The organism is Bacillus aerius, from assembly GCF_029894105.1.
GTDB classification, from domain to species: domain Bacteria; phylum Bacillota; class Bacilli; order Bacillales; family Bacillaceae; genus Bacillus; species Bacillus altitudinis.
Genome location: NZ_JARYHO010000001.1, coordinates 39613 through 62021 on the forward strand (window position 1 = coordinate 39613; position 22409 = coordinate 62021).

Genomic DNA, 22409 nt, shown 5'->3' on the forward strand with positions numbered 1-22409 from the left:
CCGCGACTCAAGGAGGTGCGATTAAATGCATGTTAAAAAGGGCGATAAAGTAGTGGTTATCTCTGGTAAAGATAAAGGTAAACAAGGTGTCATCCTTGCTGCTTTCCCTAAAAAGGACCGTGTTTTAGTAGAAGGTATTAACCTTGTGAAAAAACACTCTAAACCAACCCAAGCTAACCCTCAAGGTGGAATTTCTGAACAAGAAGCGCCGATCCACGTATCAAACGTAATGCCGCTTGATCCTAAAACGGGTGAAGTGACACGTATTGGATATAAAGTTGAGGACGGAAAGAAAGTCCGTGTAGCGAAAAAATCTGGGCAAGTTCTAGATAAATAGTAAATAAGGAAGGGAGGTCTTTCTCATGAACCGCCTTAAAGAAAAGTATGTAAAAGAAATTACACCTGCATTAGTTTCTAAGTTTGAATACAAATCAGTAATGCAAGTGCCAAAAATCGAAAAAATCGTGATCAACATGGGTGTTGGTGACGCCGTTCAAAACGCTAAAGCAATCGATACTGCTGTTGAAGAATTAACGTTTATCGCTGGTCAAAAACCTGTCGTTACTCGTGCGAAGAAGTCTATTGCTGGATTCCGTCTACGTGAAGGAATGCCAATCGGTGCGAAAGTAACACTTCGCGGAGAGCGCATGTACGATTTCCTTGATAAACTTATTTCTGTATCTTTACCACGTGTACGTGACTTCCGCGGGATTTCTAAGAAATCTTTCGACGGTCGTGGAAACTACACGCTTGGTATTAAAGAACAGTTAATCTTCCCAGAAATTGATTACGATAAAGTAACAAAAGTCCGCGGTATGGATATCGTTATCGTTACGACTGCCAACACGGATGAAGAAGCACGTGAGTTATTAACTCAAGTAGGTATGCCGTTCCAGAAATAATCAATGAAAGGGAGGCGAAATCGTGGCTAAAAAGTCTATGATTGCGAAACAACAACGCAAACAAAAATTTAAAGTTCAAGAGTATACGCGCTGCGAACGTTGTGGACGTCCACATTCAGTAATTCGCAAGTTTAAACTTTGCCGTATTTGTTTCCGCGAACTTGCATATAAAGGACAAATTCCTGGCGTTAAAAAAGCCAGCTGGTAATCCCCATAAATGGGAAGGAGGTTATTAAATAATGGTTATGACAGATCCGATTGCAGATTTGCTGACTCGTATTCGCAATGCGAACATGGTACGTCATGAGAAGCTAGAAGTACCGGCTTCAAAAATCAAAAGAGAAATTGCTGAAATTTTAAAGCGTGAAGGTTTTATCCGTGACGTTGAGTACGTCGAAGACAGCAAACAAGGAATTATCCGTTTGTTCCTTAAATACGGCCAAAACAACGAACGTGTTATCACTGGTCTTAAAAGAATCAGTAAACCTGGTTTACGCGTATATGCGAAATCAAATGAAGTACCACGTGTACTTAACGGACTTGGAATCGCAATTATTTCTACATCACAAGGTGTTTTATCGGACAAAGAAGCCCGTGCTAAACAAGCTGGTGGAGAAGTACTTGCTTACGTATGGTAAAAAAAGTTTAAGATGAATGGAGGTGCTTGGTATGTCTCGTATAGGTAAAAAGCTAATCGAGATCCCTTCAGGAGTAACTGTGACAAACAACGATAACACAGTGACAGTAAAGGGACCAAAAGGTGAACTAACTCGTGCATTTCACCCTGATATGGAAATTAAAATTGAGGACAACGTCTTAACTGTAAGCCGTCCGTCTGAAAATAAAGAACACCGTGCATTACATGGTACAACACGTAGCTTAATTGCAAACATGGTTGAAGGTGTATCTAAAGGTTTCGAAAGAGGTTTAGAACTAATCGGTGTCGGTTACCGTGCAGCTAAATCTGGAAACAAACTTGTTCTTAACGTTGGATACTCTCACCCAGTTGAAATCGTTCCTGAGGCTGGAGTAGAAGTAGAAGTTCCATCTCAAACGAAAGTAATCGTTAAAGGTATCGATAAAGAGCGTGTAGGAGCTCTAGCTTCTAACATCCGCGCTGTCCGTGCTCCAGAGCCTTACAAAGGTAAAGGAATTCGTTACGAAGGTGAATTCGTTCGCCGTAAAGAAGGAAAAACTGGTAAGTAAGATCGCTTAATGTGAAGAAAGGAGTGACTCGGATGATTACGAAAACTAGCAAAAACGCTACTCGTCTTAAAAGACACGCTCGTGTTCGTGCGAAACTTTCAGGTACTGCTGAAAGACCTCGCCTTAACGTTTTCCGTTCTAACAAGAACATCTACGCTCAAGTAATTGATGATGTTAACGGTGTAACACTTGTAAGTGCTTCTACTCTTGATAAAGAGTTAAAGATCGAGAATAGTTCTGACGCTGCAGCTGCTACTAAAGTTGGCGAACTTGTTGCAAAACGTGCTGTTGAAAAAGGCATCTCTAACGTGGTATTTGACCGCGGAGGATACTTATATCATGGACGTGTAAAAGCTCTAGCTGAAGCTGCTCGTGAGGCTGGACTTAAATTTTAATAAAAGAAGGAGGGACACATCCGAATGAGTCGTATTGACCCAAGCAAATTAGAGTTAGAAGAACGCTTAGTTACGGTTAACCGGGTAGCGAAAGTTGTTAAAGGTGGACGTCGTTTCCGTTTTGCAGCTTTAGTTGTTGTCGGTGACAAAAACGGTCATGTAGGATTCGGTACTGGTAAAGCACAAGAAGTACCAGAAGCGATCCGCAAAGCTGTTGAAGACGCGAAAAAGAATTTAATTGAAGTACCAATGGTTGGAACTACAATTCCACATGAAATCATCGGTCGATTCGGTGCAGGAAACGTTCTATTGAAGCCTGCTTCAGAAGGTACAGGAGTTATCGCTGGAGGCCCAGTGCGTGCGGTACTTGAGCTTGCTGGTCTAGCTGATATCCTTTCTAAATCTCTAGGTTCTAATACACCGATCAACATGATCCGCGCAACACTTCAAGGTTTAAGTGAACTTAAACGTGCTGAAGATGTAGCGAAGCTTCGTGGAAAATCTGTAGAAGACCTGTTAGGATAAGGAGGGAACAATAATGGCAAATAAATTAGAAATTACCCTCAAACGCAGTGTAATCGGTCGTCCGGAAGATCAGCGTGTCACTGTTCGTACTCTTGGTCTAAAGAAAACAAACCAAACAGTCGTACTTGAAGACAATGCAGCGATCCGCGGCATGATTAACAAGGTGTCTCATTTAGTTTCTGTTAAAGAACAATAAAACATTTTTAATCGATAAGGAGGTGCCCAAATGAAACTTCATGAATTGAAGCCTTCAGAAGGTTCACGTAAAGTACGCAACCGTGTTGGTCGTGGTATTGGATCAGGTAACGGTAAAACTTCTGGTAAAGGTCATAAAGGTCAAAACGCTCGTTCTGGCGGCGGTGTACGCCCTGGATTCGAAGGTGGTCAAATGCCTTTATTCCAACGCCTTCCAAAACGTGGTTTTACAAACATCAACCGTAAAGATTACGCGGTAATCAACTTAGACAGATTAAACAGTTTTGACGAAGGAACGGAAGTCACTCCTGAACTTCTTCTAGAGACTGGTGCAATAAGCAAGTTAAAAGCAGGAGTAAAAATTCTTGGCAACGGTAAATTAGAAAAAAAATTAACTGTAAAAGCCAATAAATTCTCTGCTTCTGCTAAAGAAGCGATTGAAGCTGCTGGCGGTACAGCCGAGGTGATCTAACTTGTTTAAGACAATCTCCAATTTTATGCGCGTGAAAGATATACGGAATAAGATTATATTTACACTTTTAATGTTAGTCGTCTTTCGTATAGGTGCTTTCATCCCTGTGCCTAATGTGAACGCTGAAGTTCTCCAGGCACAGGATCAAATGAGTGTTTTCGGAATCCTCAACACGTTTGGGGGCGGGGCACTTTTCCAATTCTCCATTCTTGCAATGGGGATTATGCCGTATATCACTGCTTCGATCATCATCCAGCTCTTGCAGATGGATGTTGTACCGAAGTTTACTGAGTGGTCAAAGCAAGGAGAGGTTGGCCGCCGAAAATTAGCACAATTCACAAGGTATTTTACAATTGTTCTAGGATTTATCCAGGCGTTAGGAATGTCATATGGATTTAACAATATGGCAGGAGGCATGCTGATTGAAAACCCAGGTGTTTCAACGTATCTCTTAATTGCGGTCGTACTCACTGCGGGGACAGCATTTTTAATGTGGCTGGGAGAGCAGATTACTGCTCACGGTGTTGGTAACGGTATTTCGATTATTATCTTTGCCGGTATCATCGCAGGTATCCCTCAAACATTAAAGCAAGTGTACGCTCAGCAATTTGTAGGTGGAGATGGACAGCTGTTCATGCAAATCCTGAAAATTGCCCTTATTGTGATTGCTATTCTTGTCATTGTTATCGGTGTTATTTACATTCAAATGGCAGTGAGAAAGATTGCGATTCAGTATTCAAAGGGAACTGGCCGTGCACAAATGTCTGCTAGTCAAGCAACGCACCTTCCATTGAAAGTGAATCCAGCAGGGGTGATTCCAGTCATCTTTGCCGTTTCGTTCATTATTACTCCGCAGACGATCGCATCGTTCTTCGGAACAAATAATGTGACAACCTGGATAACTAACAACTTTGACTATACTAAGCCAATCGGTATGACGATTTATGTAGCACTGATTGTTGCTTTCACATATTTTTATGCCTTTGTCCAAGTAAACCCTGAACAAATGGCTGAAAATCTGCAAAAGCAGGGTGGCTATATCCCGGGAGTTCGTCCAGGGAAAATGACTCAAGATAGAATTACGAGCATTTTGTACCGACTCACGTTTGTGGGCGCCATTTTCTTAGCCGTGATTTCAATACTTCCTATCTTTTTCATTCAATTCGCTGGATTACCTTCCGCTGCACAAATTGGCGGCACAAGTCTTCTCATTGTTGTAGGTGTTGCACTTGAAACAATGAAACAGCTTGAAAGCCAATTAGTGAAACGAAACTACCGTGGATTTATGAAATAAAACAGAGGGCTGGGCTCCTGCCCAACCTCTCTAAGTAAGGAAGGGGAAATCCGAAATGAACTTAGTCTTAATGGGGCTTCCGGGTGCTGGTAAAGGCACTCAGGCAGAACGAATTGTTGATGATTATGGGATCCCTCATATCTCAACAGGAGATATGTTCCGTGCTGCTATGAAAGAGGAGACACAACTTGGACTCGAAGCAAAATCCTTTATCGATAAAGGAGAGCTTGTTCCTGATGAGGTCACAATCGGTATTGTTAGAGAAAGACTTGGCAAGAATGATTGTGAACAAGGTTTTCTTCTGGACGGATTTCCGCGAACAGTCGCTCAGGCTGAAGCTTTAGAAGACATTCTAAAGGACCTTGGCAGAACGATTGATTATGTCATTAATATTAAAGTCGATAAAGATGCTTTGATGGAGCGTCTGACTGGCCGAAGAATTTGCAAAGATTGCGGAGCAACATATCATTTAGTATTCAATCCACCTGCGAAAGAAAATGTTTGTGACAAGTGTGGAGGCGAGCTTTATCAACGTGCAGATGATAATGCAGAAACCGTTTCGACAAGACTTGAAGTGAACTTAAAGCAGACTGAACCTTTACTGAACTTCTATTCAGAAAAAGGATATCTTGCAAACATTGATGGTGCGAAGCACATTAACGATGTTTACGCTGATATCAAGGACCTGCTTGGGGGATTAAATAAATGATTATCTGTAAAACTCCTCGCGAGCTTGAGATTATGAGAGAAGCTGGACGCATTGTCGCACTGACTCATGAAGAGCTGAAGAAACATATAAAACCAGGTATTTCGACAAAAGAATTGGATCAAATTGCCGAACGTTTTATTACAAAGCGGGGTGCAATCCCATCTTTTAAAGGGTATAATGGTTTTCGCGGGAGCATTTGCGTTTCGGTGAATGAAGAACTCGTTCACGGTATTCCTGGTAAACGGGTTTTACGTGATGGAGACATCATTAGTATCGATATCGGCGCAAAGTTAAATGGCTATCATGGTGACTCTGCTTGGACTTATCCAGTTGGGGTAATCAGTGATGAGGACCGCAAACTACTGGAAGTCACAGAGGAATCTCTATATAAGGGCTTACAGGAAGCAAAGCCAGGTGAACGTCTGTCAAACATTTCCCATGCCATACAAACGTATGTTGAAGATGAGAATTTCTCAGTTGTTAGAGAATATGTTGGACATGGGGTCGGACAGGATCTTCATGAGGACCCTCAAATTCCTCATTATGGTCCGCCGAACAAAGGCCCACGGCTCAAACCTGGAATGGTGTTGGCCATCGAACCGATGGTGAACGCTGGCAGCCGATATGTGAAAACACTGGCTGATAACTGGACGGTTGTAACGGTTGATGGGAAAAAGTGTGCTCACTTTGAGCATACGATTGCGATTACAGATACAGGTTTTGATATACTGACTAAGATTTAGGTCTTCACTGAAGCCTTTCAGGCCCAAATCGGGCAGGTTGTCTGTATAGTCCAAGGAAAGAACAAGATCAGTATACAGTTGTCATCGGCGTGTTCGATGGCTGCCATGTACTAATCGCAGACGGAGAAAAGCGTAAATTCATTCTCCTAAGAAAAAATATCAATCATTTAACCTTTTATGATTGCGTATCTCCGGAAGTTCAGAACAGTATATTCAAAGCAGGTCGGGTGATAGATGGACAATTGAGAACATCTCATTTGGACATTTATCAGAGAGCAAGTTACTGATTTGAAGAAGGGAGAACACTTGAATGGCGAAAGACGATGTAATTGAAGTGGAAGGTACTGTAGCAGAAACTTTGCCAAATGCAATGTTCAAAGTTGAACTAGAGAATGGTCATACAGTTTTGGCTCATGTATCAGGAAAAATCCGTATGCACTTCATTCGCATTTTACCTGGAGACAAAGTTACGGTAGAATTATCTCCATATGACTTAACTCGTGGTAGAATTACGTACCGTTACAAATAAAGCAACTCCGGAAGAAGGAGGTTGGAAACACATGAAAGTGAGACCATCTGTTAAACCTATCTGTGAAAAATGTAAAGTGATTCGCAGAAAAGGAAAAGTAATGGTGATCTGTGAAAACCCAAAACATAAACAAAAACAAGGCTAATAACAAGGAGGTGCCCAAATCATGGCTCGTATTGCTGGTGTAGATATTCCACGTGATAAGCGTGTTGTCATTTCTTTAACATATGTTTTTGGAATTGGTCGTACGACGGCTCAACAAGTCCTTAAAGAAGCAGGTGTTTCTGAAGACACTCGCGTTCGCGATCTAACTGAAGACGAACTAGGTAAAATCCGTGATATCATTGACAAACTTAAAGTAGAAGGTGACCTTCGTCGTGAAGTTTCACTTAACATTAAGCGTCTAATTGAAATCGGAAGCTACCGCGGAATCCGTCATCGTAGAGGACTTCCTGTTCGTGGACAAAACACAAAAAACAACGCGCGTACTCGTAAAGGTCCGCGTCGTACTGTAGCTAACAAGAAAAAATAAGTAAAGGAGGTAGTTAAAGAATGGCTGCTGCTCGTAAACAAAATACGCGTAAACGTCGCGTGAAAAAGAATATTGAAGCTGGAATCGCTCATATCCGTTCCACTTTCAACAACACGATTGTAACGATTACTGATGTTCATGGAAACGCAATTTCTTGGTCAAGTGCTGGTGCATTAGGATTCAGAGGTTCTCGTAAATCTACTCCTTTCGCTGCACAAATGGCTGCTGAAACTGCTGCTAAAGGTTCTATCGAACATGGTCTTAAAACACTTGAAGTAACTGTTAAAGGTCCTGGTTCTGGTCGTGAAGCTGCAATTCGTGCGCTTCAAGCTGCAGGTCTTGAAGTTACTGCAATCAGAGACGTAACTCCAGTTCCTCATAACGGATGCCGTCCACCAAAACGTCGCCGCGTGTAATTTGTTTGTATAGATTTTGTGTCCCTGTCAATAATGGGTTATGATACAGTTATTTATGAGACGAATACACGACTCGTTGCCTGAGCACATACGGGACTAAACAATGAGGAATTTCGGATGGAATCTCATATGATTCTATTCGAGGTTTCGACGTTTTGAAGGAGGGTTTTATTAGATGATCGAAATTGAAAAACCAAAAATCGAAACGGTTGAAATCAGCGACGATGCCAAGTATGGCAAGTTTGTCGTAGAGCCACTTGAGCGTGGATATGGTACCACTTTAGGGAACTCCCTTCGTCGTATCCTTTTATCCTCACTTCCTGGTGCAGCTGTAACATCGATCCAGATAGATGGTGTCTTACACGAATTCTCAACGATCGAAGGCGTGGTTGAAGATGTTACAACGATTATCTTAAACATTAAAAAGCTTGCACTCAAAATCTACTCTGAAGAAGAGAAGACGCTTGAAATTGATGTACAAGATGAAGGAACTGTAACAGCTGCTGATATTACACACGACAGCGATATTGAAATCTTAAATCCAGATCTCCACATCGCAACTCTTGGCAAAAATGCGAGCTTCCGTGTTCGTTTAACTGCACAAAGAGGTCGCGGGTATAATCCTGCTGATGCAAACAAAAGAGACGATCAGCCTATCGGCGTGATTCCGATCGACTCAATCTATACACCTGTATCTCGTGTAACTTATCAAGTGGAGAACACCCGTGTTGGGCAAATCACAAACTATGATAAATTAACACTAGATGTATGGACTGATGGAAGCACAGGACCGAAAGAAGCGATCGCTCTAGGTTCTAAGATTTTAACTGAACACCTAAATATTTTCGTTGGGTTAACTGACGAAGCTCAGCATGCAGAAATCATGGTTGAAAAAGAAGAAGACCAAAAAGAAAAAGTGCTTGAAATGACAATTGAAGAGCTTGATCTTTCTGTTCGTTCTTACAACTGTTTGAAGCGTGCGGGTATTAACACTGTTCAAGAGCTTGCTAACAAGACAGAAGAGGATATGATGAAAGTTCGTAACCTTGGACGTAAATCTCTTGAAGAAGTGAAAGCGAAACTAGAAGAACTTGGACTGGGTCTTCGTAAAGACGATTGACTAGTTTCATTGTGAACTAGGATTTTCGTGTGTTTTTTATTCATACAGCATCTCTAATTAAGGAGGGGACATCACATGGCATACAGAAAGCTAGGACGCACTAGTGCACAACGTAAAGCAATGCTTCGTGACCTAACGACTGATTTGATCATCAACGAACGCATCGAAACAACTGAAACACGTGCGAAAGAACTTCGCTCTGTAGTTGAAAAAATGATCACTCTTGGCAAACGCGGAGATCTTCATGCTCGCCGTCAAGCTGCAGCTTACATTCGTAACGAAGTAGCTAACGCTGAAACAAACCAAGATGCACTTCAAAAATTATTCGCTGACGTTGCAACTCGCTACGAAGATCGCCAAGGTGGATACACTCGTATCATGAAGCTTGGACCTCGTCGCGGCGATGGCGCACCAATGGCTGTCATTGAATTAGTTTAATCACATATCGTGTATCTAAGAAAGGGCGGGACAGTTCATAACTGGATCTATGCCCTTTTTTAGATACTACGGCTTTTTAGCAACAGGCAAAGTAGAGGTTGAGCTGAGAGGAGGTCCGGTAGAGATGGAGAAGACATTAATTGACGTAAAAGACATTGTATTTCGTTATCACAAAGATGCGGACAAGCCCGCTTTAGACCAAGTGTCATTGCATGTGAATCAAAATGAATGGCTTGCCATTGTTGGCCACAACGGTTCAGGTAAATCCACACTTGCCCGTGTACTGAATGGGCTCATTTTACCGGATGCAGGAACGGTCAAGGTTGGTGAGATTGAGCTGAAAGAAGAAAGTGTTTGGGATATTCGCAAAAAGGTCGGCATGGTCTTTCAAAACCCAGACAACCAATTCGTTGGCTCAACGGTTCGTGATGATGTGGCTTTTGGTTTAGAAAATAACGGGGTTGAGCGGGAATTGATGATAGAGCGTGTAGATTGGGCTGTCAAACAGGTCAATATGCAGGAGTTTCTTGATCAAGAGCCGCACCATCTATCAGGCGGGCAAAAGCAGAGAGTAGCAATCGCAGGTGTACTTGCCGCAAGCCCTGACATCATGATCTTGGATGAAGCAACATCAATGCTTGATCCGATTGGCCGTGAAGAAGTGCTAGAAACCGTCAGACTGCTGAAGGAACAAGGAACGGTCACGGTCATTTCCATCACACATGATTTAGACGAGGCTGCGAAGGCAGACCGCGTTATTGTGATGAATGGCGGGAAGAAATTTGCCGAGGGAACACCAGAGGAAGTATTTGAACTAGATGAACAGCTGGTTCAGATTGGACTTGATCTGCCATTTTCCTACCGGTTGAGTAAGCAATTGAAGCAGCAAGGTGTGCCGCTTGCAAATGCCCATTTGACACAAGAAGGATTGGTGAAAGAGCTATGGACATTACGATCAAAGAATTAGAGCATCGTTATCAAATGAAAACGCCGTTTGAGCGTCTCGCTTTGTATGATGTCAATGCTTCCATCAAAGAAGGCAGCTATGTGGCTGTCATCGGTCATACGGGTTCTGGCAAGTCGACATTGCTGCAACATTTAAATGGACTGCTCAAACCAACAAAGGGGAGCATTGCGCTTGGAGATACGGTCTTACAAGCCAATAAAAAGCAGAAGGATATGAAACCCCTTCGAAAAAAGGTCGGCATCGTGTTTCAGTTTCCTGAACATCAGCTCTTTGAGGAGACGATTCTAAAGGATATCTGCTTTGGTCCGATGAATTTCGGTGTTCCAAAAGAAAAGGCAGAAGCCAAGGCTAAAGAGATGCTGAAGCTTGTAGGCCTTCCTGAATCCTTGTTATCTCGATCACCCTTTGAATTAAGCGGTGGTCAAATGAGACGTGTGGCGATTGCAGGTGTTCTAGCGATGGAGCCAGAAGTGCTTGTGCTTGATGAGCCGACTGCGGGATTAGATCCACGCGGACGTAAAGAAATCATGGACATGTTCTATGAGCTTCATCAAAAAGCCAACCTGACGACGATCCTTGTGACACACAGTATGGAAGATGCCGCTCATTATGCGGATCAAATGATTGTGATGCACAAAGGAACAGTAAAGGCGACAGGTACGCCGAGGGAGCTATTTGCCAATCGTACCGACATGTCTTCTTTCGGACTGGACCTCCCGGAAACGATCAAATTCCAGCAGGCTGTCGAAGAAAAGCTGGGGATGACGTTTCCAAGACCGCTTCTGACCATGGATGAAATGGCAGAAGCCTTAACAGCTTTATATCAGGAGGACACGACATCATGATGGATAGTATGATTATCGGCAAATATGTGCCAGGTACATCCTTTGTCCATCGTCTTGATCCAAGGACAAAGCTGTTATCAATTTTCTTTTTTGTCTTTATTGTCTTTTTTGCGAATAACTACATCACTTACGGGCTTTTAGGGGTCTTTACGATCCTTGTGGTGATGGTGTCTCAGGTGCCGCTGTACTTTATTCTCAAAGGAATGAAACCCATCCTTTGGATTGTTCTGTTTACCTTTATTCTGCATATCTTCATGACAAAGGATGGCGCTTTGCTCTTTCACTTTGGTTTTCTGAATATTTATGAAGAAGGTCTAAAACAGGGGATTTTCATTTCACTCCGTTTTGTCTATCTCATCATGATGACAACACTTCTGACATTGACCACAACGCCTATTGAAGTGACAGACGGTATGGAGAAGCTGCTGCATCCTTTCCGTAAAATCAAGCTACCTGTTCATGAGCTTGCTCTTATGATGTCTATCTCTCTTCGATTTATTCCGACTTTACTCGAAGAAACAGACAAAATCATGAAAGCGCAAATGGCAAGAGGTGTTGATTTTACAAGCGGACCCGTGAAAGATCGTTTAAAAGCGATTGTTCCATTGCTTGTCCCGCTTTTCGTCAGTGCGTTTAAGCGTGCGGAGGAATTGGCGACCGCTATGGAAGCGAGAGGCTACCGGGGGGGAGAAGGGCGTACGAAATACCGTCAGCTTGTCTGGGGAATGAAAGACACGTTCACGCTGCTTCTATTCATCCTGTTAACAGCACTCCTTGTGCTGCTTAGAAATTAGGTGATGTCTAGATGAAAGTAAAATGTACCGTATCATACGATGGGACACATTTTAAAGGGTATCAAGTGCAACCAGGACAGCGTACTGTACAAACGGAGATTGAATCTGCTCTTGCTAGAATGCATAAACAAGATGAACTGATTCCGATTGTGGCTTCTGGCCGGACAGACAGTGGCGTTCACGCAAAGGGGCAGGTCATCCATTTTGACACCCCGCTTGCCATCCCGATGGAAAGATGGCCTTTTGCCCTCAATAGTCTCCTGCCTGATGACATCAGGGTTCTAAAGGCTGAGGAAGTGGATGAATCGTTTCATGCACGTTTTAGTGTCGTTTCGAAGGAGTACCGTTATAAGGTCTCAACGGAAACGCACCAAAATGTGTTCACGAGACAGTATGCCTGCCACTTTCCTTACCGGCTGGATGCAGACAAAATGAGAGAAGCTGCTGGACACCTCATTGGCATACACGATTTCACAAGCTTTTGTGCGGCCAATGCAGAGGTTCAAGACAAGGTGAGGGAGATTTACACCCTTGAGTGGAAAAACGTCTCAGACGGGCTTGAAATGCGTGTGAGAGGGAATGGTTTTTTATATAACATGGTGCGAATTATAGCCGGCACGTTACTTGAAATTGGTTCTGGTAAATTTCACCCTGAGGAGATAAAAGCCATGCTTGCCGCCCGAAATCGCGAAGCGGCAGGCAAGACTGCGCCCAGTCACGGACTGTATTTATGGGAAGTTTTCTATGACAACTAAACCAGGTGTAACATGTTCTTGACACAGGAAGCAGAAAGTTATAAGATATCATATGGTATGTATTTCAACCCCACAAATAAGCCCCGGAAGACTTATCTGTGTTTTGAAATAGAACGTAGCATTTGATTCAGGAAAATTCATTGATTTATTTAGGAGGGAAACTCATGCGTACAACACCAATGGCGAACGCAAGCACAATTGAGCGCAAATGGCTAGTGGTTGATGCGGCAGGCAAGACTCTAGGTCGTCTTTCTACTGAAGTAGCATCACTTTTGCGCGGTAAGCACAAACCAACTTATACACCACACGTTGATACAGGTGATCACGTGATCATCATCAATGCTGAGAAAATCGAATTAACTGGTAAGAAATTGACGGACAAAATTTACTACCGTCATACGATGCACCCAGGTGGTTTGAAACAAAGAACTGCTCTTGAGATGCGTACAAACTACCCTGAAAAAATGTTGGAGCTTGCTATCAAAGGTATGCTTCCAAAGGGTCCACTAGGTCGTCAAATGTTCAAAAAATTAAATGTGTACCGTGGTTCTGAGCATCCACATCAAGCACAACAACCTGAAGTTTACGAACTTCGCGGTTAATTATAAGGGAGGTTAACAATTTGGCACAGGTTCAATATTACGGTACAGGTCGTCGTAAAAGTTCTGTAGCGCGCGTTCGCTTAGTTCCAGGTGAAGGCCGTATCGTCGTTAATAATCGTGAAATTACTGAATACATTCCATTCGCTGCTTTAATCGAAGACGTGAAACAGCCTTTGAACATCACAGAAACAGCTAACAGCTACGATGTTCTTGTAAATGTTCACGGTGGTGGATTCTCTGGTCAAGCTGGAGCAATTCGTCACGGTATCTCTCGTGCTCTTCTAGAAGTAGATCCTGAGTACCGTACACCACTTAAACGTGCTGGACTTCTTACTCGTGACTCTCGTATGAAAGAGCGTAAGAAATACGGTCTTAAAGGCGCACGTAGAGCTCCTCAGTTCTCAAAACGTTAATCAATATTATATTGTATGGACGTTTTACAAAGGTTTGTACAGACAAACCCTATATGAAAAGCATCAGCATCCTGCTGGTGCTTTTTTATTTGTGTTTTTTTCTGTCTGGAAACATATAAAATAGGATCATAGTCAGGTTTCTGTTTAAAAAATGATGTTAAAGGGGGATGGCATTTATGAATCTAACAACAGAAAGATGTCTCATTCGACCGTTTAATGAGGATGATTGGCAGGATGTCTATGCATATACATCTGATCCGGTGGTGATGAGGTATATGCCAGAAGGTGTTTTTTCTAGAGAAGAGGCGCAGCAATTTGTCAAAAATAATCGTCTTGAGACGGGCAAGAATTTTGCTGTTCTATTAAAAGAAGATCATACATGCATCGGGCATATCGTGTTTCATCCTTACTTTGGTGAGCACACATATGAAATTGGCTGGGTCTTCAATTCTGCATATCAAAACAAAGGCTATGCATCAGAAGCTGCTTTTGCTGTCCTGCATCATGGTTTTCACACAATGAATTTACATCGAATCATTGCCACTTGTCAGCCTGAAAATGTGCCGTCATGGAGAGTGATGGAGAAAATGGGGATGAGAAGAGAGGGATATTTTAAAAAATGTATACCACAAGGAAATGAGTGGTGGGATGAGTTTTATTATGCCATCTTACGAGAGGAATGGAAAACTTGATAAGTTTTCATGATATGAAGTAATTCGTCATTCCAAATATCCCTTGGCTTTCTCTATTGATATAATCAGGTCAAATAAGTAGAAGAGGGGCGCGGGCATGAGGATCTTTGATGCACATTTTCATATCATTGATTTTGATTTTCCTATTCAAGAAAACCAAGGATATACACCGCCGAGTTATGTGGTGAATGATTATAGGAGAGAGACGGCTGATTTGGGGATTGTAGGTGGAGCGATTGTGTCAGGGTCATTTCAGGGTTTTGATCAAGGTTATTTGTTGAAAGCCCTCGATGAAATGGGACCGGCTTTTTGCGGTGTGACTCAATTACCTTTTACAGCAAATGATGATGAGATTGTTCAATTGAATCAACAAGGGGTAAAGGCTTTACGTTTTAATGTGAAGCGGGGCGGTTCGGAGGATATTTCAAAGCTCGACTATTTTGCGAGAAGGGTGTATGAGCTGGCTGGGTGGCATAGTGAGATTTACATAGACGCTAAGCATCTCCCTGACATCTCATCAACGCTTGAACAGCTGCCGGCCGTTTCCATTGATCATCTAGGCTTATCTGAAGAAGGCTTGCCGCATTTGCTCAAGCTGGTTGAAAAAGGTGTTCGTGTGAAAGCGACTGGCTTTGGGCGTGTTGATTTAAAGGTCGAACATGCATTGACGTCTATTTATCAAACGAATCCTGATGCACTGATGTTTGGTACAGATCTTCCATCTACAAGGGCGAAACGGCCATTTGAATACGGTGATATTGAATTGATTCAACAGATGTTTGATGAGGAAGCGGCGGATAAAATTTTATATGAGAACGCTATCAATTGGTATTTTGGCAAATGAATAAAGGTTTCCATTCCGTGATAGGAGGTGTGTTCATTGAATCTGAATCAATTGACATTTAGAGAAGCCGTCCAAGGAGACCTCGACAACATCGTTTTGATGCTTTCAGATGACAAATTAGGCCAAAAGAGAGAACGCTACTCTCGTCCATTATTAGAAAGCTACCTCAATGCCTTTCATTCGATCGAAGCGGATCCCAATATTGAACTAATCGTCGCTTGTGATCGGGACGAGGTAGTCGGTTTTCTCCAATTAACAATGACCCCATTTCTAACGTATGAAGGAGGATAGAGAGCTTCAATAGAAGGAGTTCGTACAGCCTCGACTCATAGAGGAAGAGGAATTGGCACATTGTTGATCAAACGGGCTATTCAACGAGCAAGTGACCGCGGGTGTCATATGATTCAGCTGACAACAGACAAACAGAGGCCAGAAGCACGCCGTCTTTACGAAAAGTTGGGATTTGAAGCTACACATGATGGGATGAAACTGCATCTTTTTCGTAAATAAACACACCAAGAAGCAAAGGTATTCACAGCCCTTTGTTTTTTTGTGTCTTTATTTCAAATATTTATTATATTGAAGACGAGAATCTATAGTGATTTGGAAAGGAGAAACATTTGAAGAAAACAAAAGAGGATCTTTTGGCATTTGTCACGAAAAACAAAAAGGACGTATCAGTAACAATTATTGAAAATGAAGATGTGGTATTAGATTGGAATGGTGATCAAAAACACCACTTGCAAGTACGATGAAATTAATGCTTTTGTTTCATTTTGTTAAAGCTGTATCCAGCGATGACATCAAGCTAGATGAAAAAGTGACATTGTCTGATATAGAGCGGTTTTATATTGATAGAACCGATGGCGGTGCTCACACATACTGGCTGGAGGTCAATGATTTTTCTGAGCATGCAACTTTATTAGATGTGGCCAAAGGGATGATGCAATTCAGTTCGAATGCTTGTACTGATTATTTGATTGACCTGCTGGGCTTAGAGAAGATCAATAATCAGATGAAACAAGCAGTCTTACAGAACATGATGAACTCATGCCGCTGACACCTATGGTGTTGTGGCCAGCCTATGTATCTGATCATGAGCAGGATGCATTAAAGAAAATAAGCGATGTAACTGATGAACAATACAAATCTCTGATGATTGAGATTTTTCATATCATGAAAAATGGCACGGAGCATAAAAAGGCGTTAGAAGAAAAATTGATGAAAAAGAACTTGTTAAGCTTGCGTATTCAATCATTACTGACGAAAAAGATGACAAGGTCTACAACGAATCAATATGCACATTTTATGAAACGTCTACAGGATGAGCTGTTAACAACAGAAGAAAAGCGTCTTTTTAGCCAAATTGTGCTGGGAGAAATATTGAAGACGGAAACAGATCAATATATTTGGTATAAAGGGGGATCGACGTTGTTTGTTGTCACTGCTGCTTTATATCGAAAAACGGATACATCAACTATATCGATTTCTCTATTTATCAATGACCTGAAAGCGGAGAATTCTCACTGGATGGGGGAAGTGTTCGATGAATTTATACTTACCGTAGTAGCAGATCAAAACTTTCGACAACGATTGATTCAAGCTTTTACTACATAATTATCAAAAAACAGAGGGTGACGCCCCTCTGTTTTTATTATTTCTTGATGGGAAACGCTTTGTATACATCTTGACGTTTATCTTTTGACTTCACAACTCCATCAACCAGTTCCTTTTGCCAAAGCGCTGTATCGTGTTTGTACACTTTAAAAGAGTGAGGCAGCTTTTTTTCTAGCTGTTTTCTTTTAAACGTGACAGATGGCTCGTCTTTAGCGTTCATCTTTAGCGTCACTTGCTCCAAGTTATCGATAAGAATAAAAAGTGCCAATCCATTATATAAGTAGTTTTTTTCAATGGTATCCTTCTTATCAAACCAAAATGTATCAAACTGTTCTTCTGTATCATTGGTATTTTCTTTCACGCCGTATGTCACTTTTAGCGCTTTTTCATCTACGATTTCATACTCGCGAATCACGTTACCTGGAAGATCTGATAAAATAGCGCCGACTGCTCCATTGTCTCCAATATAAGAATTTTTGTGCTTAGAAAGCTGTTTTAAGGAAATGTCTTCTATTCCTTTGATGTCACTCTCTTTCTCGCTGGCTTGACTACTGCAAGCGGATAGAATGACTGTTATTAGTAGTAGGATATACATCCACTTTTTCATTTATTTTGCCCCTTTATCATTCTTTCTATATAAAAAACCATTTTATCACAAGAGCCCATTTCCACCACTTATTTCATCATTTCCATTTACTGAACTGCATGTTTTGTTCAAACCAACGAACAATACAAAGAAAAAAAGGAGTTCAGTCCATGGCAGAAGTTCTTTCATTTTATCAATTAAAAACAAAACGAGATGTCACGCTTGAAAAGAAGCTGTTGCGTACATTGTCTCTTCAACAGGTGACGGTCGCTTCCGAGAAATTCACGAGGAAGCTGTTCCCATTTGCAGATGATCCAGCTGGGATTATGAGTGATGGCTGTATCGATTTCGCCATTGAGGCTTTTTTAGCAGGTGGGAGATACGGTGAGTCGAGTAAGTATGGTGAATCCTTCGATGATATAAAAAAGCGGTCAGTTCATGAAGAAGATGAGCTGGTTGAGGAGCTAGCAGGGTGTTTGCAATCGTGGGGGAATATGTTCCGAATGGAGCGTAAGATGTCGTGTCTGTATCCATTTGCGAAGGAATTCTTAAGTAAGTGGTGGCAGGAAGGCTTTCGGGAATCAGAAAAAAGGCATAAGCTTCGACTGCACTAAGCATATTTCCAGCCCTTGTCCCATATCTATAAAATAATGGTGTATGGGAGGGACAGGGATGAAAAGAAAGCTGAAATGGACAGGGTTTTTAATCGGGTTTATTGTCCTCTTATTCTTATTCAGATTTCAGTTTCTAAATGATGATTCGTGGAAATCGTGGAACTTGCCTTTGAGCGGCAAGATCATCTATTTAGATCCGGGTCACGGCGGTCCAGATGGCGGAGCTGTTGGCGGCGAGTTGCTCGAAAAAGAGATTGCACTGGATGTGTCCATGAAGATAAGAGACTATTTGCAGGAGCAGGGAGCACTTGTTCTCATGACCCGGGAAGATGACTCTGATTTATCATCAAAGAATACAAAGGGTTATGCCCGAAAGAAAGCGGAGGATTTGAGAAACCGTGTGAAAGTCATCAATGAATCTGAAGCGGATCTCTATTTAAGCATTCATTTAAATGCGATCCCATCGAACAAATGGAGCGGGGCACAGACATTCTTTTACGGAAAGTATGAAGAGAATGAAAAAGCAGCGAAGTTCATTCAAGATGAATTGCGCAACAACCTTGAAAACACAGATCGCAAGGCGAAGCGAATCAACGGGATTTATTTAATGCAAAATGTCACGAAGCCAGGAGCGCTTGTCGAAATCGGATTTCTATCGAATCCAAAAGAGGCTGGTCAGCTGGCGACTCCTAAATATCAGGATCAAATTGCTGCTTCGATTTATAAAGGCATTTTAAGATATTTAACAGAGCAAAAAGAGCCGCCTGAATAAGGGGCTTTTTCCTGTTTATCGCAGGCAAAGAGGACAGACATTGTAAGGATATGTATGATATACTTGAATTGTAAACGAATTCAATAAAGGGTGAGGTTCTGCTATGATCGGACAAGATGATGTGAGAAAACTAGTTGGGAAGATGGACGAACCTTTCCTTCATATACCGCTTGGTGAGCTGGATGCCATCAAGGAAATCAGCCTAAAGCCTGAAAAAGAGCATGTGAGCTTAAAAGTGGCGATTGCCAAAACAGGCACTGCTGAGCAGATGAAGCTGCAGCAAAACATCGTACAAGCTTTAAAAGCAGCGGGCGCGAACACTGTAGGACTTCGTTTTGAAGAACTGCCTCAAGAAACGCTTGAAAAGTTTATGCCGTCACAGGATGAGGAAGAAAATTTGCTCAACTCTAAAAATCCACCTGTGTTTTTAGCGATTGCAAGTGGAAAAGGCGGAGTTGGGAAATCAACCGTTTCCGTTAACCTGGCTGTGGCACTGGCTCGTCTAGGGAAAAAAGTGGGACTGATCGATGCTGATATTTACGGCTTTAGCGTACCGGATATGATGGGAATCACCGTCAGACCGACAGTTAAAGGGGAAAAGATTATTCCTGTGGAACGCTTTGGCGTCAAAGTGATTTCAATGGGCTTTTTTGTTGAAGAAAACGCACCGGTCATTTGGAGAGGACCGATGCTTGGTAAAATGCTAAATAACTTCTTCCACGAAGTAGAGTGGGGAGAATTAGATTACTTACTATTAGACCTTCCGCCTGGAACAGGTGATGTGGCACTTGATATTCATACGATGCTTCCGAGCTGTAAAGAAATCATTGTGACGACACCGCATCCAACAGCGGCTTTCGTTGCTGCTAGAGCAGGCGCAATGGCACTGCAAACAGATCACGAGGTGCTAGGGGTCGTTGAGAATATGAGTTACTATGAAAGCAAAAAAACAGGTGAGAAGGAATATGTCTTTGGAAAGGGCGGCGGGGACAAGCTGGCGGAGGAGCTGCGTGTATCAGTTCTTGGTCAAATCCCTTTAAGACAGCCTGATTGGAATGAGGACGATTTTGCACCTTCTGTCTATGATGCGAGTCATCCGACAGGGGAAGTGTATCTACACATTGCCAATAAAGTCATTGAACAATTAACAGTCAAAGCATAATGAAAGCCCGAGTGGACCTTGTGCCACTCGGGTGATGTTTAACTGCCGCTTCCTTGTGAACCGGAATCATTGCTGCTTTCAGAGACTGCTTTTTTTAGCTCATCTTCGAACTTCTTCTTATAGAGAGGGCTGCTCAATGTTTCTGTGATGACTTTCTCTAAGTGCTTTCTGAACTCTTTGCTTTTGACCAGTTCACCGTATTTCTTTTCCATTTCAGGATCCTTGAGAATATCCATCATCATTTGTTGATAGTCAGGGTCCTTCATCAATTGTTTTAACATCTTTTCATGCTGTTGCTGCATGGATTTTGCGAAAGTCTCGGCAAATTTAGAATCCTCAAAGACCTTCTTCCAGAACTCTTTGCCTTTATCAGAAGTCAGTGTTTTCTCTATTGTTTTTTTCACAGTTTGTTCATCCATTACCAAAGCTTCATTCATTGCCTCGTCATTTAATAACTGTTGAATGGCCTTTTTACCGTCATCTGTTTTCAAAATATCGACGACCATTTTTTTCGTTTCGTCATAGTCCATATTAGATGAGGATTGGGTTTTGGGAGCACAAGCTGTTAGAGATAAAAGAAGAAAACAGCTCATTATACGCAAGATGCCTTTTGACATACTGTGGCTCCTTTCGTTACATGTCTTACTTTTAATATGAATGTTTCACGTGAATTTATACATAACAAAAATAGGGGTTGGGTCATTTCAATGAAAAGTCGGAATTTAGTTCGTTTTTTCTTCTCTGTGCTGGCTGTTGGAGCGGTCATTACAAGCGTGGTAGGTTTTGCGCTGGAGTGGGGGAAATATCAGAAGCTGTTTGTATCGTTTGAGATTTTAGAGATTGCGTCTGTGTTATTTTGGTTTATTGGTGTGGGGATGATCTTTAGTGTAATCAGTCAGATGGGGTTTGTTGTCTTTTTGACAGTGCACCGGTTTGCGCTGGAGATTTTCAGGTCGCATTCTTTATGGAATACCATTCAGTTATTCCTTGTGATTTTCGTGCTGTTTGATTTAGCTTATTTGCGGTTTTTGTTTTTCGGGGAGAATGAATCATTTCTTCCATACTTGTGGCTGCCTGTTTTTATCGGTGTGTTTGCATTGATCGTGTCTTATTTTAAACAGCAGCAGTCCTCTAAGAAAACATTTATTTCTGCAATGTTTCTCATGGTCGTCATCACGTCGTTAGAATGGTTTCCGGCGCTTAGAGTCAATGAAGAGGACTGGCTATATTTAATGCTATTCCCGCTATTAGGTTGTAATGCGTTTCAGTTATTAGCTATGCCGCGGTTTTCAAAAGCAAAAGCTACTTAACCTCAGTTGACTTTGTTTTTGTATTAGAGATAAGCTCGCCAACCGTGACGTTTCTTAAATTCTTGTCTTTTAAGTGTTTTAAAATGGCTGGTAAGGCTTGAGCGGTTTGGGTGGCTGAATCTGAGGCGTGAAGGAGAATGATGTCTCCGCTTTTCATTCGATCATTTACATTATGAACAATCTGGTCGACGCCCGGGTTCAGCCAATCTTGAGAATTGATGCTGTAATGGACAACGGTATAGCCATACTGTGTTGCAATTTTCAATACCGTTTCATTAAATTGCCCAGTTGGCGGTCTTAATAATTGAATGTCTTCCAGTCCAAGCTTTTGGAATGTATTTTGTGCACGGACAAGATCTCGCTTAATTTCGTTTTCTTCAAGCTGGCTATAATTTTTATATGCATAGCCAAGGCTGCCGATTTGATGGCCGTCCTCTTTAATCCTTTTCACAATATCCGGGTGACGCTCAGCCCAAGAAGCAGACAGAAAGAAAGTGGCGTTCTTTATATCGTACTCTCGGAGGACATTTAAAATAGGAACAGCCTTCTCGTCTCCCCAGCCAATATTAAACGTAAGGGATGCATGTTTTGATGAGGTCTCTCCTTTATAAATCGCTCGGGGTCCTTGTTCTGTTTTAAATACCGACAGCGGCGGTGCCTTTTGTACATAAAAAAAGGTTGCAGCTGCAAGGGCTGCTACAAGAATAATGACTACTTGCTTCAGCCGTTTAATAGGCAACACATATAATCGACTCAATTCAAACACTCCTGCCTTGTCCAAGATTGTTACTTGATTGTATGCAGGACAAGGGTTTAACATGCACGATAAAACTATTTTAAAAAAAGTTCTGAAAAGGCGTTGACCAACAGAATGTTTTCGTGATATATTATTAATCGTCGCTGACACACAGTGACAAACACAAACGCTTCGGGAAATAAACTTGAAAAAAGTTATTGACA

At 41.9% G+C, this 22409-nt stretch carries 36 protein-coding genes and 1 pseudogene; 34 read left to right on the forward strand and 3 right to left on the reverse strand.

Annotated elements, in window-relative coordinates:
• The first annotated feature begins 25 nt into the window (after positions 1 to 25).
• From rplX to M2353_RS00375, 30 genes and pseudogenes are all read left to right on the forward strand, one after another.
• Positions 26 to 337, forward strand: coding sequence for a 50S ribosomal protein L24 (rplX, locus tag M2353_RS00225; protein WP_007496325.1), 312 nt, complete (start codon positions 26 to 28; stop codon positions 335 to 337).
• Between the two features lie 25 nt (positions 338 to 362).
• Entirely contained in the window at positions 363 to 902 is a 540-nt protein-coding gene (rplE, locus tag M2353_RS00230; RefSeq protein WP_003217159.1) for a 50S ribosomal protein L5, read from the forward strand.
• Positions 903 to 924: 22 nt separating this feature from the next.
• The gene (gene rpsN / locus M2353_RS00235; RefSeq protein ID WP_008356542.1) at positions 925 to 1110 is read left to right on the forward strand and encodes a 30S ribosomal protein S14; all 186 of its coding nucleotides are present in this window, start codon (positions 925 to 927) and stop codon (positions 1108 to 1110) included.
• Between the two features lie 31 nt (positions 1111 to 1141).
• Positions 1142 to 1540 carry a 30S ribosomal protein S8 gene (rpsH, locus tag M2353_RS00240; RefSeq protein ID WP_007496327.1) on the forward strand — a complete coding sequence of 133 codons (399 nt, stop codon included), beginning with the start codon at positions 1142 to 1144 and terminating at the stop codon, positions 1538 to 1540.
• Between the two features lie 31 nt (positions 1541 to 1571).
• Positions 1572 to 2108 carry a 50S ribosomal protein L6 gene (gene rplF, locus M2353_RS00245; protein WP_008345395.1) on the forward strand — a complete coding sequence of 179 codons (537 nt, stop codon included), beginning with the start codon at positions 1572 to 1574 and terminating at the stop codon, positions 2106 to 2108.
• A gap of 32 nt (positions 2109 to 2140) precedes the next feature.
• Complete coding sequence (rplR, locus tag M2353_RS00250) at positions 2141 to 2503, forward strand: 50S ribosomal protein L18 (RefSeq protein ID WP_003216951.1); 363 nt, start codon at positions 2141 to 2143, stop codon at positions 2501 to 2503.
• A gap of 24 nt (positions 2504 to 2527) precedes the next feature.
• The gene (gene rpsE / locus M2353_RS00255) at positions 2528 to 3028 is read left to right on the forward strand and encodes a 30S ribosomal protein S5 (protein ID WP_007496332.1); all 501 of its coding nucleotides are present in this window, start codon (positions 2528 to 2530) and stop codon (positions 3026 to 3028) included.
• Positions 3029 to 3041: 13 nt separating this feature from the next.
• Complete coding sequence (gene rpmD, locus M2353_RS00260; protein WP_284724690.1) at positions 3042 to 3224, forward strand: 50S ribosomal protein L30; 183 nt, start codon at positions 3042 to 3044, stop codon at positions 3222 to 3224.
• 30 nt (positions 3225 to 3254) lie between these two features.
• Entirely contained in the window at positions 3255 to 3695 is a 441-nt protein-coding gene (gene rplO, locus M2353_RS00265; protein WP_003216888.1) for a 50S ribosomal protein L15, read from the forward strand.
• A gap of 1 nt (position 3696) precedes the next feature.
• Positions 3697 to 4989, forward strand: a complete 1293-nt coding sequence (gene secY / locus M2353_RS00270) for a preprotein translocase subunit SecY (RefSeq protein WP_007496334.1) — start codon at positions 3697 to 3699, stop codon at positions 4987 to 4989.
• 55 nt (positions 4990 to 5044) lie between these two features.
• A complete protein-coding gene (locus tag M2353_RS00275) occupies positions 5045 to 5698 on the forward strand; it encodes an adenylate kinase (RefSeq protein WP_007496336.1) in 654 nt (217 codons plus the stop codon).
• Positions 5695 to 6441, forward strand: a complete 747-nt coding sequence (map, locus tag M2353_RS00280) for a type I methionyl aminopeptidase (RefSeq protein ID WP_284724691.1) — start codon at positions 5695 to 5697, stop codon at positions 6439 to 6441. Before M2353_RS00275 ends, map begins: the two co-directional genes overlap by 4 nt.
• A 310-nt stretch (positions 6442 to 6751) precedes the next feature.
• Positions 6752 to 6970, forward strand: coding sequence for a translation initiation factor IF-1 (gene infA, locus M2353_RS00290; protein WP_003217190.1), 219 nt, complete (start codon positions 6752 to 6754; stop codon positions 6968 to 6970).
• Positions 6971 to 7001: 31 nt separating this feature from the next.
• Complete coding sequence (gene rpmJ / locus M2353_RS00295) at positions 7002 to 7115, forward strand: 50S ribosomal protein L36 (RefSeq protein WP_003156543.1); 114 nt, start codon at positions 7002 to 7004, stop codon at positions 7113 to 7115.
• Between the two features lie 21 nt (positions 7116 to 7136).
• The gene (rpsM, locus tag M2353_RS00300; protein ID WP_003217023.1) at positions 7137 to 7502 is read left to right on the forward strand and encodes a 30S ribosomal protein S13; all 366 of its coding nucleotides are present in this window, start codon (positions 7137 to 7139) and stop codon (positions 7500 to 7502) included.
• Positions 7503 to 7522: 20 nt separating this feature from the next.
• Entirely contained in the window at positions 7523 to 7918 is a 396-nt protein-coding gene (rpsK, locus tag M2353_RS00305) for a 30S ribosomal protein S11 (protein ID WP_003217231.1), read from the forward strand.
• 175 nt (positions 7919 to 8093) lie between these two features.
• Positions 8094 to 9038, forward strand: a complete 945-nt coding sequence (locus M2353_RS00310; RefSeq protein ID WP_003217009.1) for a DNA-directed RNA polymerase subunit alpha — start codon at positions 8094 to 8096, stop codon at positions 9036 to 9038.
• Between the two features lie 75 nt (positions 9039 to 9113).
• Positions 9114 to 9476, forward strand: coding sequence for a 50S ribosomal protein L17 (gene rplQ, locus M2353_RS00315; protein WP_003216944.1), 363 nt, complete (start codon positions 9114 to 9116; stop codon positions 9474 to 9476).
• A gap of 124 nt (positions 9477 to 9600) precedes the next feature.
• A complete protein-coding gene (locus M2353_RS00320) occupies positions 9601 to 10443 on the forward strand; it encodes an energy-coupling factor ABC transporter ATP-binding protein (protein WP_008345218.1) in 843 nt (280 codons plus the stop codon).
• Entirely contained in the window at positions 10419 to 11288 is an 870-nt protein-coding gene (locus M2353_RS00325; protein WP_024718300.1) for an energy-coupling factor ABC transporter ATP-binding protein, read from the forward strand. The genes M2353_RS00320 and M2353_RS00325 overlap by 25 nt, the downstream gene beginning before the upstream one ends.
• Positions 11285 to 12082, forward strand: coding sequence for an energy-coupling factor transporter transmembrane component T family protein (locus M2353_RS00330; protein WP_008345215.1), 798 nt, complete (start codon positions 11285 to 11287; stop codon positions 12080 to 12082). Before M2353_RS00325 ends, M2353_RS00330 begins: the two co-directional genes overlap by 4 nt.
• Before the next feature lie 11 nt (positions 12083 to 12093).
• Complete coding sequence (gene truA, locus M2353_RS00335; protein ID WP_284724692.1) at positions 12094 to 12837, forward strand: tRNA pseudouridine(38-40) synthase TruA; 744 nt, start codon at positions 12094 to 12096, stop codon at positions 12835 to 12837.
• Positions 12838 to 13001: 164 nt separating this feature from the next.
• The gene (gene rplM / locus M2353_RS00340) at positions 13002 to 13439 is read left to right on the forward strand and encodes a 50S ribosomal protein L13 (protein WP_003217042.1); all 438 of its coding nucleotides are present in this window, start codon (positions 13002 to 13004) and stop codon (positions 13437 to 13439) included.
• 20 nt (positions 13440 to 13459) lie between these two features.
• Positions 13460 to 13852 carry a 30S ribosomal protein S9 gene (gene rpsI, locus M2353_RS00345; RefSeq protein ID WP_007496354.1) on the forward strand — a complete coding sequence of 131 codons (393 nt, stop codon included), beginning with the start codon at positions 13460 to 13462 and terminating at the stop codon, positions 13850 to 13852.
• 176 nt (positions 13853 to 14028) lie between these two features.
• The gene (locus M2353_RS00350) at positions 14029 to 14544 is read left to right on the forward strand and encodes a GNAT family N-acetyltransferase (protein WP_212361969.1); all 516 of its coding nucleotides are present in this window, start codon (positions 14029 to 14031) and stop codon (positions 14542 to 14544) included.
• Positions 14545 to 14641: 97 nt separating this feature from the next.
• Complete coding sequence (locus M2353_RS00355; protein ID WP_284724693.1) at positions 14642 to 15388, forward strand: amidohydrolase family protein; 747 nt, start codon at positions 14642 to 14644, stop codon at positions 15386 to 15388.
• A gap of 36 nt (positions 15389 to 15424) precedes the next feature.
• Positions 15425 to 15898, forward strand: a pseudogene (locus M2353_RS00360) (GNAT family N-acetyltransferase).
• A 110-nt stretch (positions 15899 to 16008) separates the two neighbouring features.
• Entirely contained in the window at positions 16009 to 16143 is a 135-nt protein-coding gene (locus M2353_RS00365) for a hypothetical protein (protein ID WP_284724694.1), read from the forward strand.
• On the forward strand, positions 16140 to 16448 hold the full coding sequence (locus M2353_RS00370; protein ID WP_284724695.1) for a serine hydrolase: 309 nt from the start codon (positions 16140 to 16142) through the stop codon (positions 16446 to 16448). Before M2353_RS00365 ends, M2353_RS00370 begins: the two co-directional genes overlap by 4 nt.
• Positions 16439 to 17005 carry a hypothetical protein gene (locus tag M2353_RS00375; RefSeq protein ID WP_284724696.1) on the forward strand — a complete coding sequence of 189 codons (567 nt, stop codon included), beginning with the start codon at positions 16439 to 16441 and terminating at the stop codon, positions 17003 to 17005. Before M2353_RS00370 ends, M2353_RS00375 begins: the two co-directional genes overlap by 10 nt.
• Before the next feature lie 37 nt (positions 17006 to 17042).
• On the opposite strand, the gene M2353_RS00380 is transcribed toward M2353_RS00375, so the two are convergent.
• Complete coding sequence (locus tag M2353_RS00380; protein ID WP_284724697.1) at positions 17043 to 17612, reverse strand: DUF4825 domain-containing protein; 570 nt, start codon at positions 17610 to 17612, stop codon at positions 17043 to 17045.
• 149 nt (positions 17613 to 17761) lie between these two features.
• Here M2353_RS00380 and M2353_RS00385 point away from each other — a divergent pair, with 149 nt between their 5' ends.
• The 3 genes from M2353_RS00385 to M2353_RS00395 all read left to right on the forward strand — a co-directional run bounded on the left by M2353_RS00385 (position 17762) and on the right by M2353_RS00395 (position 20139).
• Positions 17762 to 18205 (forward strand): YbaK family protein, encoded by a 444-nt coding sequence (locus M2353_RS00385; RefSeq protein WP_035389125.1) that lies wholly within the window; start codon positions 17762 to 17764, stop codon positions 18203 to 18205.
• 58 nt (positions 18206 to 18263) lie between these two features.
• On the forward strand, positions 18264 to 18977 hold the full coding sequence (gene cwlD, locus M2353_RS00390; protein WP_017359175.1) for an N-acetylmuramoyl-L-alanine amidase CwlD: 714 nt from the start codon (positions 18264 to 18266) through the stop codon (positions 18975 to 18977).
• 103 nt (positions 18978 to 19080) lie between these two features.
• The gene (locus M2353_RS00395; protein WP_284724698.1) at positions 19081 to 20139 is read left to right on the forward strand and encodes an Mrp/NBP35 family ATP-binding protein; all 1059 of its coding nucleotides are present in this window, start codon (positions 19081 to 19083) and stop codon (positions 20137 to 20139) included.
• A gap of 38 nt (positions 20140 to 20177) precedes the next feature.
• On the opposite strand, the gene gerD is transcribed toward M2353_RS00395, so the two are convergent.
• Positions 20178 to 20756: a spore germination lipoprotein GerD gene (gerD, locus tag M2353_RS00400; protein ID WP_007496366.1), complete on the reverse strand. Its 579-nt coding sequence runs from the start codon at positions 20754 to 20756 to the stop codon at positions 20178 to 20180.
• A gap of 90 nt (positions 20757 to 20846) precedes the next feature.
• Here gerD and M2353_RS00405 point away from each other — a divergent pair, with 90 nt between their 5' ends.
• Entirely contained in the window at positions 20847 to 21449 is a 603-nt protein-coding gene (locus M2353_RS00405) for a KinB-signaling pathway activation protein (protein WP_284724699.1), read from the forward strand.
• Here the strand turns inward: M2353_RS00405 and pdaB are convergent.
• Entirely contained in the window at positions 21442 to 22206 is a 765-nt protein-coding gene (gene pdaB / locus M2353_RS00410; protein ID WP_017366469.1) for a polysaccharide deacetylase family sporulation protein PdaB, read from the reverse strand. The two genes, M2353_RS00405 and pdaB, sit on opposite strands and share 8 nt — an antisense overlap.
• Positions 22207 to 22409 lie beyond the last annotated feature (203 nt).

Bases quoted from the DNA above. Each gene is read 5' to 3' on its own strand.
- rplX (WP_007496325.1), top strand. From the start codon at position 26: ATGCATGTTAAAAAGGGCGATAAAGTAGTGGTTATCTCTGGTAAAGAT.
- rplE (WP_003217159.1), top strand. From the start codon at position 363: ATGAACCGCCTTAAAGAAAAGTATGTAAAAGAAATTACACCTGCATTA.
- rpsH (WP_007496327.1), top strand. From the start codon at position 1,142: ATGGTTATGACAGATCCGATTGCAGATTTGCTGACTCGTATTCGCAAT.
- rplF (WP_008345395.1), top strand. From the start codon at position 1,572: ATGTCTCGTATAGGTAAAAAGCTAATCGAGATCCCTTCAGGAGTAACT.
- rplR (WP_003216951.1), top strand. From the start codon at position 2,141: ATGATTACGAAAACTAGCAAAAACGCTACTCGTCTTAAAAGACACGCT.
- rpsE (WP_007496332.1), top strand. From the start codon at position 2,528: ATGAGTCGTATTGACCCAAGCAAATTAGAGTTAGAAGAACGCTTAGTT.
- rpmD (WP_284724690.1), top strand. From the start codon at position 3,042: ATGGCAAATAAATTAGAAATTACCCTCAAACGCAGTGTAATCGGTCGT.
- rplO (WP_003216888.1), top strand. From the start codon at position 3,255: ATGAAACTTCATGAATTGAAGCCTTCAGAAGGTTCACGTAAAGTACGC.
- M2353_RS00275 (WP_007496336.1), top strand. From the start codon at position 5,045: ATGAACTTAGTCTTAATGGGGCTTCCGGGTGCTGGTAAAGGCACTCAG.
- map (WP_284724691.1), top strand. From the start codon at position 5,695: ATGATTATCTGTAAAACTCCTCGCGAGCTTGAGATTATGAGAGAAGCT.
- infA (WP_003217190.1), top strand. From the start codon at position 6,752: ATGGCGAAAGACGATGTAATTGAAGTGGAAGGTACTGTAGCAGAAACT.
- rpmJ (WP_003156543.1), top strand. From the start codon at position 7,002: ATGAAAGTGAGACCATCTGTTAAACCTATCTGTGAAAAATGTAAAGTG.
- rpsM (WP_003217023.1), top strand. From the start codon at position 7,137: ATGGCTCGTATTGCTGGTGTAGATATTCCACGTGATAAGCGTGTTGTC.
- rpsK (WP_003217231.1), top strand. From the start codon at position 7,523: ATGGCTGCTGCTCGTAAACAAAATACGCGTAAACGTCGCGTGAAAAAG.
- M2353_RS00310 (WP_003217009.1), top strand. From the start codon at position 8,094: ATGATCGAAATTGAAAAACCAAAAATCGAAACGGTTGAAATCAGCGAC.
- rplQ (WP_003216944.1), top strand. From the start codon at position 9,114: ATGGCATACAGAAAGCTAGGACGCACTAGTGCACAACGTAAAGCAATG.
- M2353_RS00320 (WP_008345218.1), top strand. From the start codon at position 9,601: ATGGAGAAGACATTAATTGACGTAAAAGACATTGTATTTCGTTATCAC.
- M2353_RS00325 (WP_024718300.1), top strand. From the start codon at position 10,419: ATGGACATTACGATCAAAGAATTAGAGCATCGTTATCAAATGAAAACG.
- M2353_RS00330 (WP_008345215.1), top strand. From the start codon at position 11,285: ATGATGGATAGTATGATTATCGGCAAATATGTGCCAGGTACATCCTTT.
- truA (WP_284724692.1), top strand. From the start codon at position 12,094: ATGAAAGTAAAATGTACCGTATCATACGATGGGACACATTTTAAAGGG.
- rplM (WP_003217042.1), top strand. From the start codon at position 13,002: ATGCGTACAACACCAATGGCGAACGCAAGCACAATTGAGCGCAAATGG.
- M2353_RS00350 (WP_212361969.1), top strand. From the start codon at position 14,029: ATGAATCTAACAACAGAAAGATGTCTCATTCGACCGTTTAATGAGGAT.
- M2353_RS00355 (WP_284724693.1), top strand. From the start codon at position 14,642: ATGAGGATCTTTGATGCACATTTTCATATCATTGATTTTGATTTTCCT.
- M2353_RS00370 (WP_284724695.1), top strand. From the start codon at position 16,140: ATGAAATTAATGCTTTTGTTTCATTTTGTTAAAGCTGTATCCAGCGAT.
- M2353_RS00375 (WP_284724696.1), top strand. From the start codon at position 16,439: ATGCCGCTGACACCTATGGTGTTGTGGCCAGCCTATGTATCTGATCAT.
- M2353_RS00380 (WP_284724697.1), bottom strand. From the start codon at position 17,612: ATGAAAAAGTGGATGTATATCCTACTACTAATAACAGTCATTCTATCC.
- M2353_RS00385 (WP_035389125.1), top strand. From the start codon at position 17,762: ATGGCAGAAGTTCTTTCATTTTATCAATTAAAAACAAAACGAGATGTC.
- cwlD (WP_017359175.1), top strand. From the start codon at position 18,264: ATGAAAAGAAAGCTGAAATGGACAGGGTTTTTAATCGGGTTTATTGTC.
- M2353_RS00395 (WP_284724698.1), top strand. From the start codon at position 19,081: ATGATCGGACAAGATGATGTGAGAAAACTAGTTGGGAAGATGGACGAA.
- gerD (WP_007496366.1), bottom strand. From the start codon at position 20,756: ATGTCAAAAGGCATCTTGCGTATAATGAGCTGTTTTCTTCTTTTATCT.
- M2353_RS00405 (WP_284724699.1), top strand. From the start codon at position 20,847: ATGAAAAGTCGGAATTTAGTTCGTTTTTTCTTCTCTGTGCTGGCTGTT.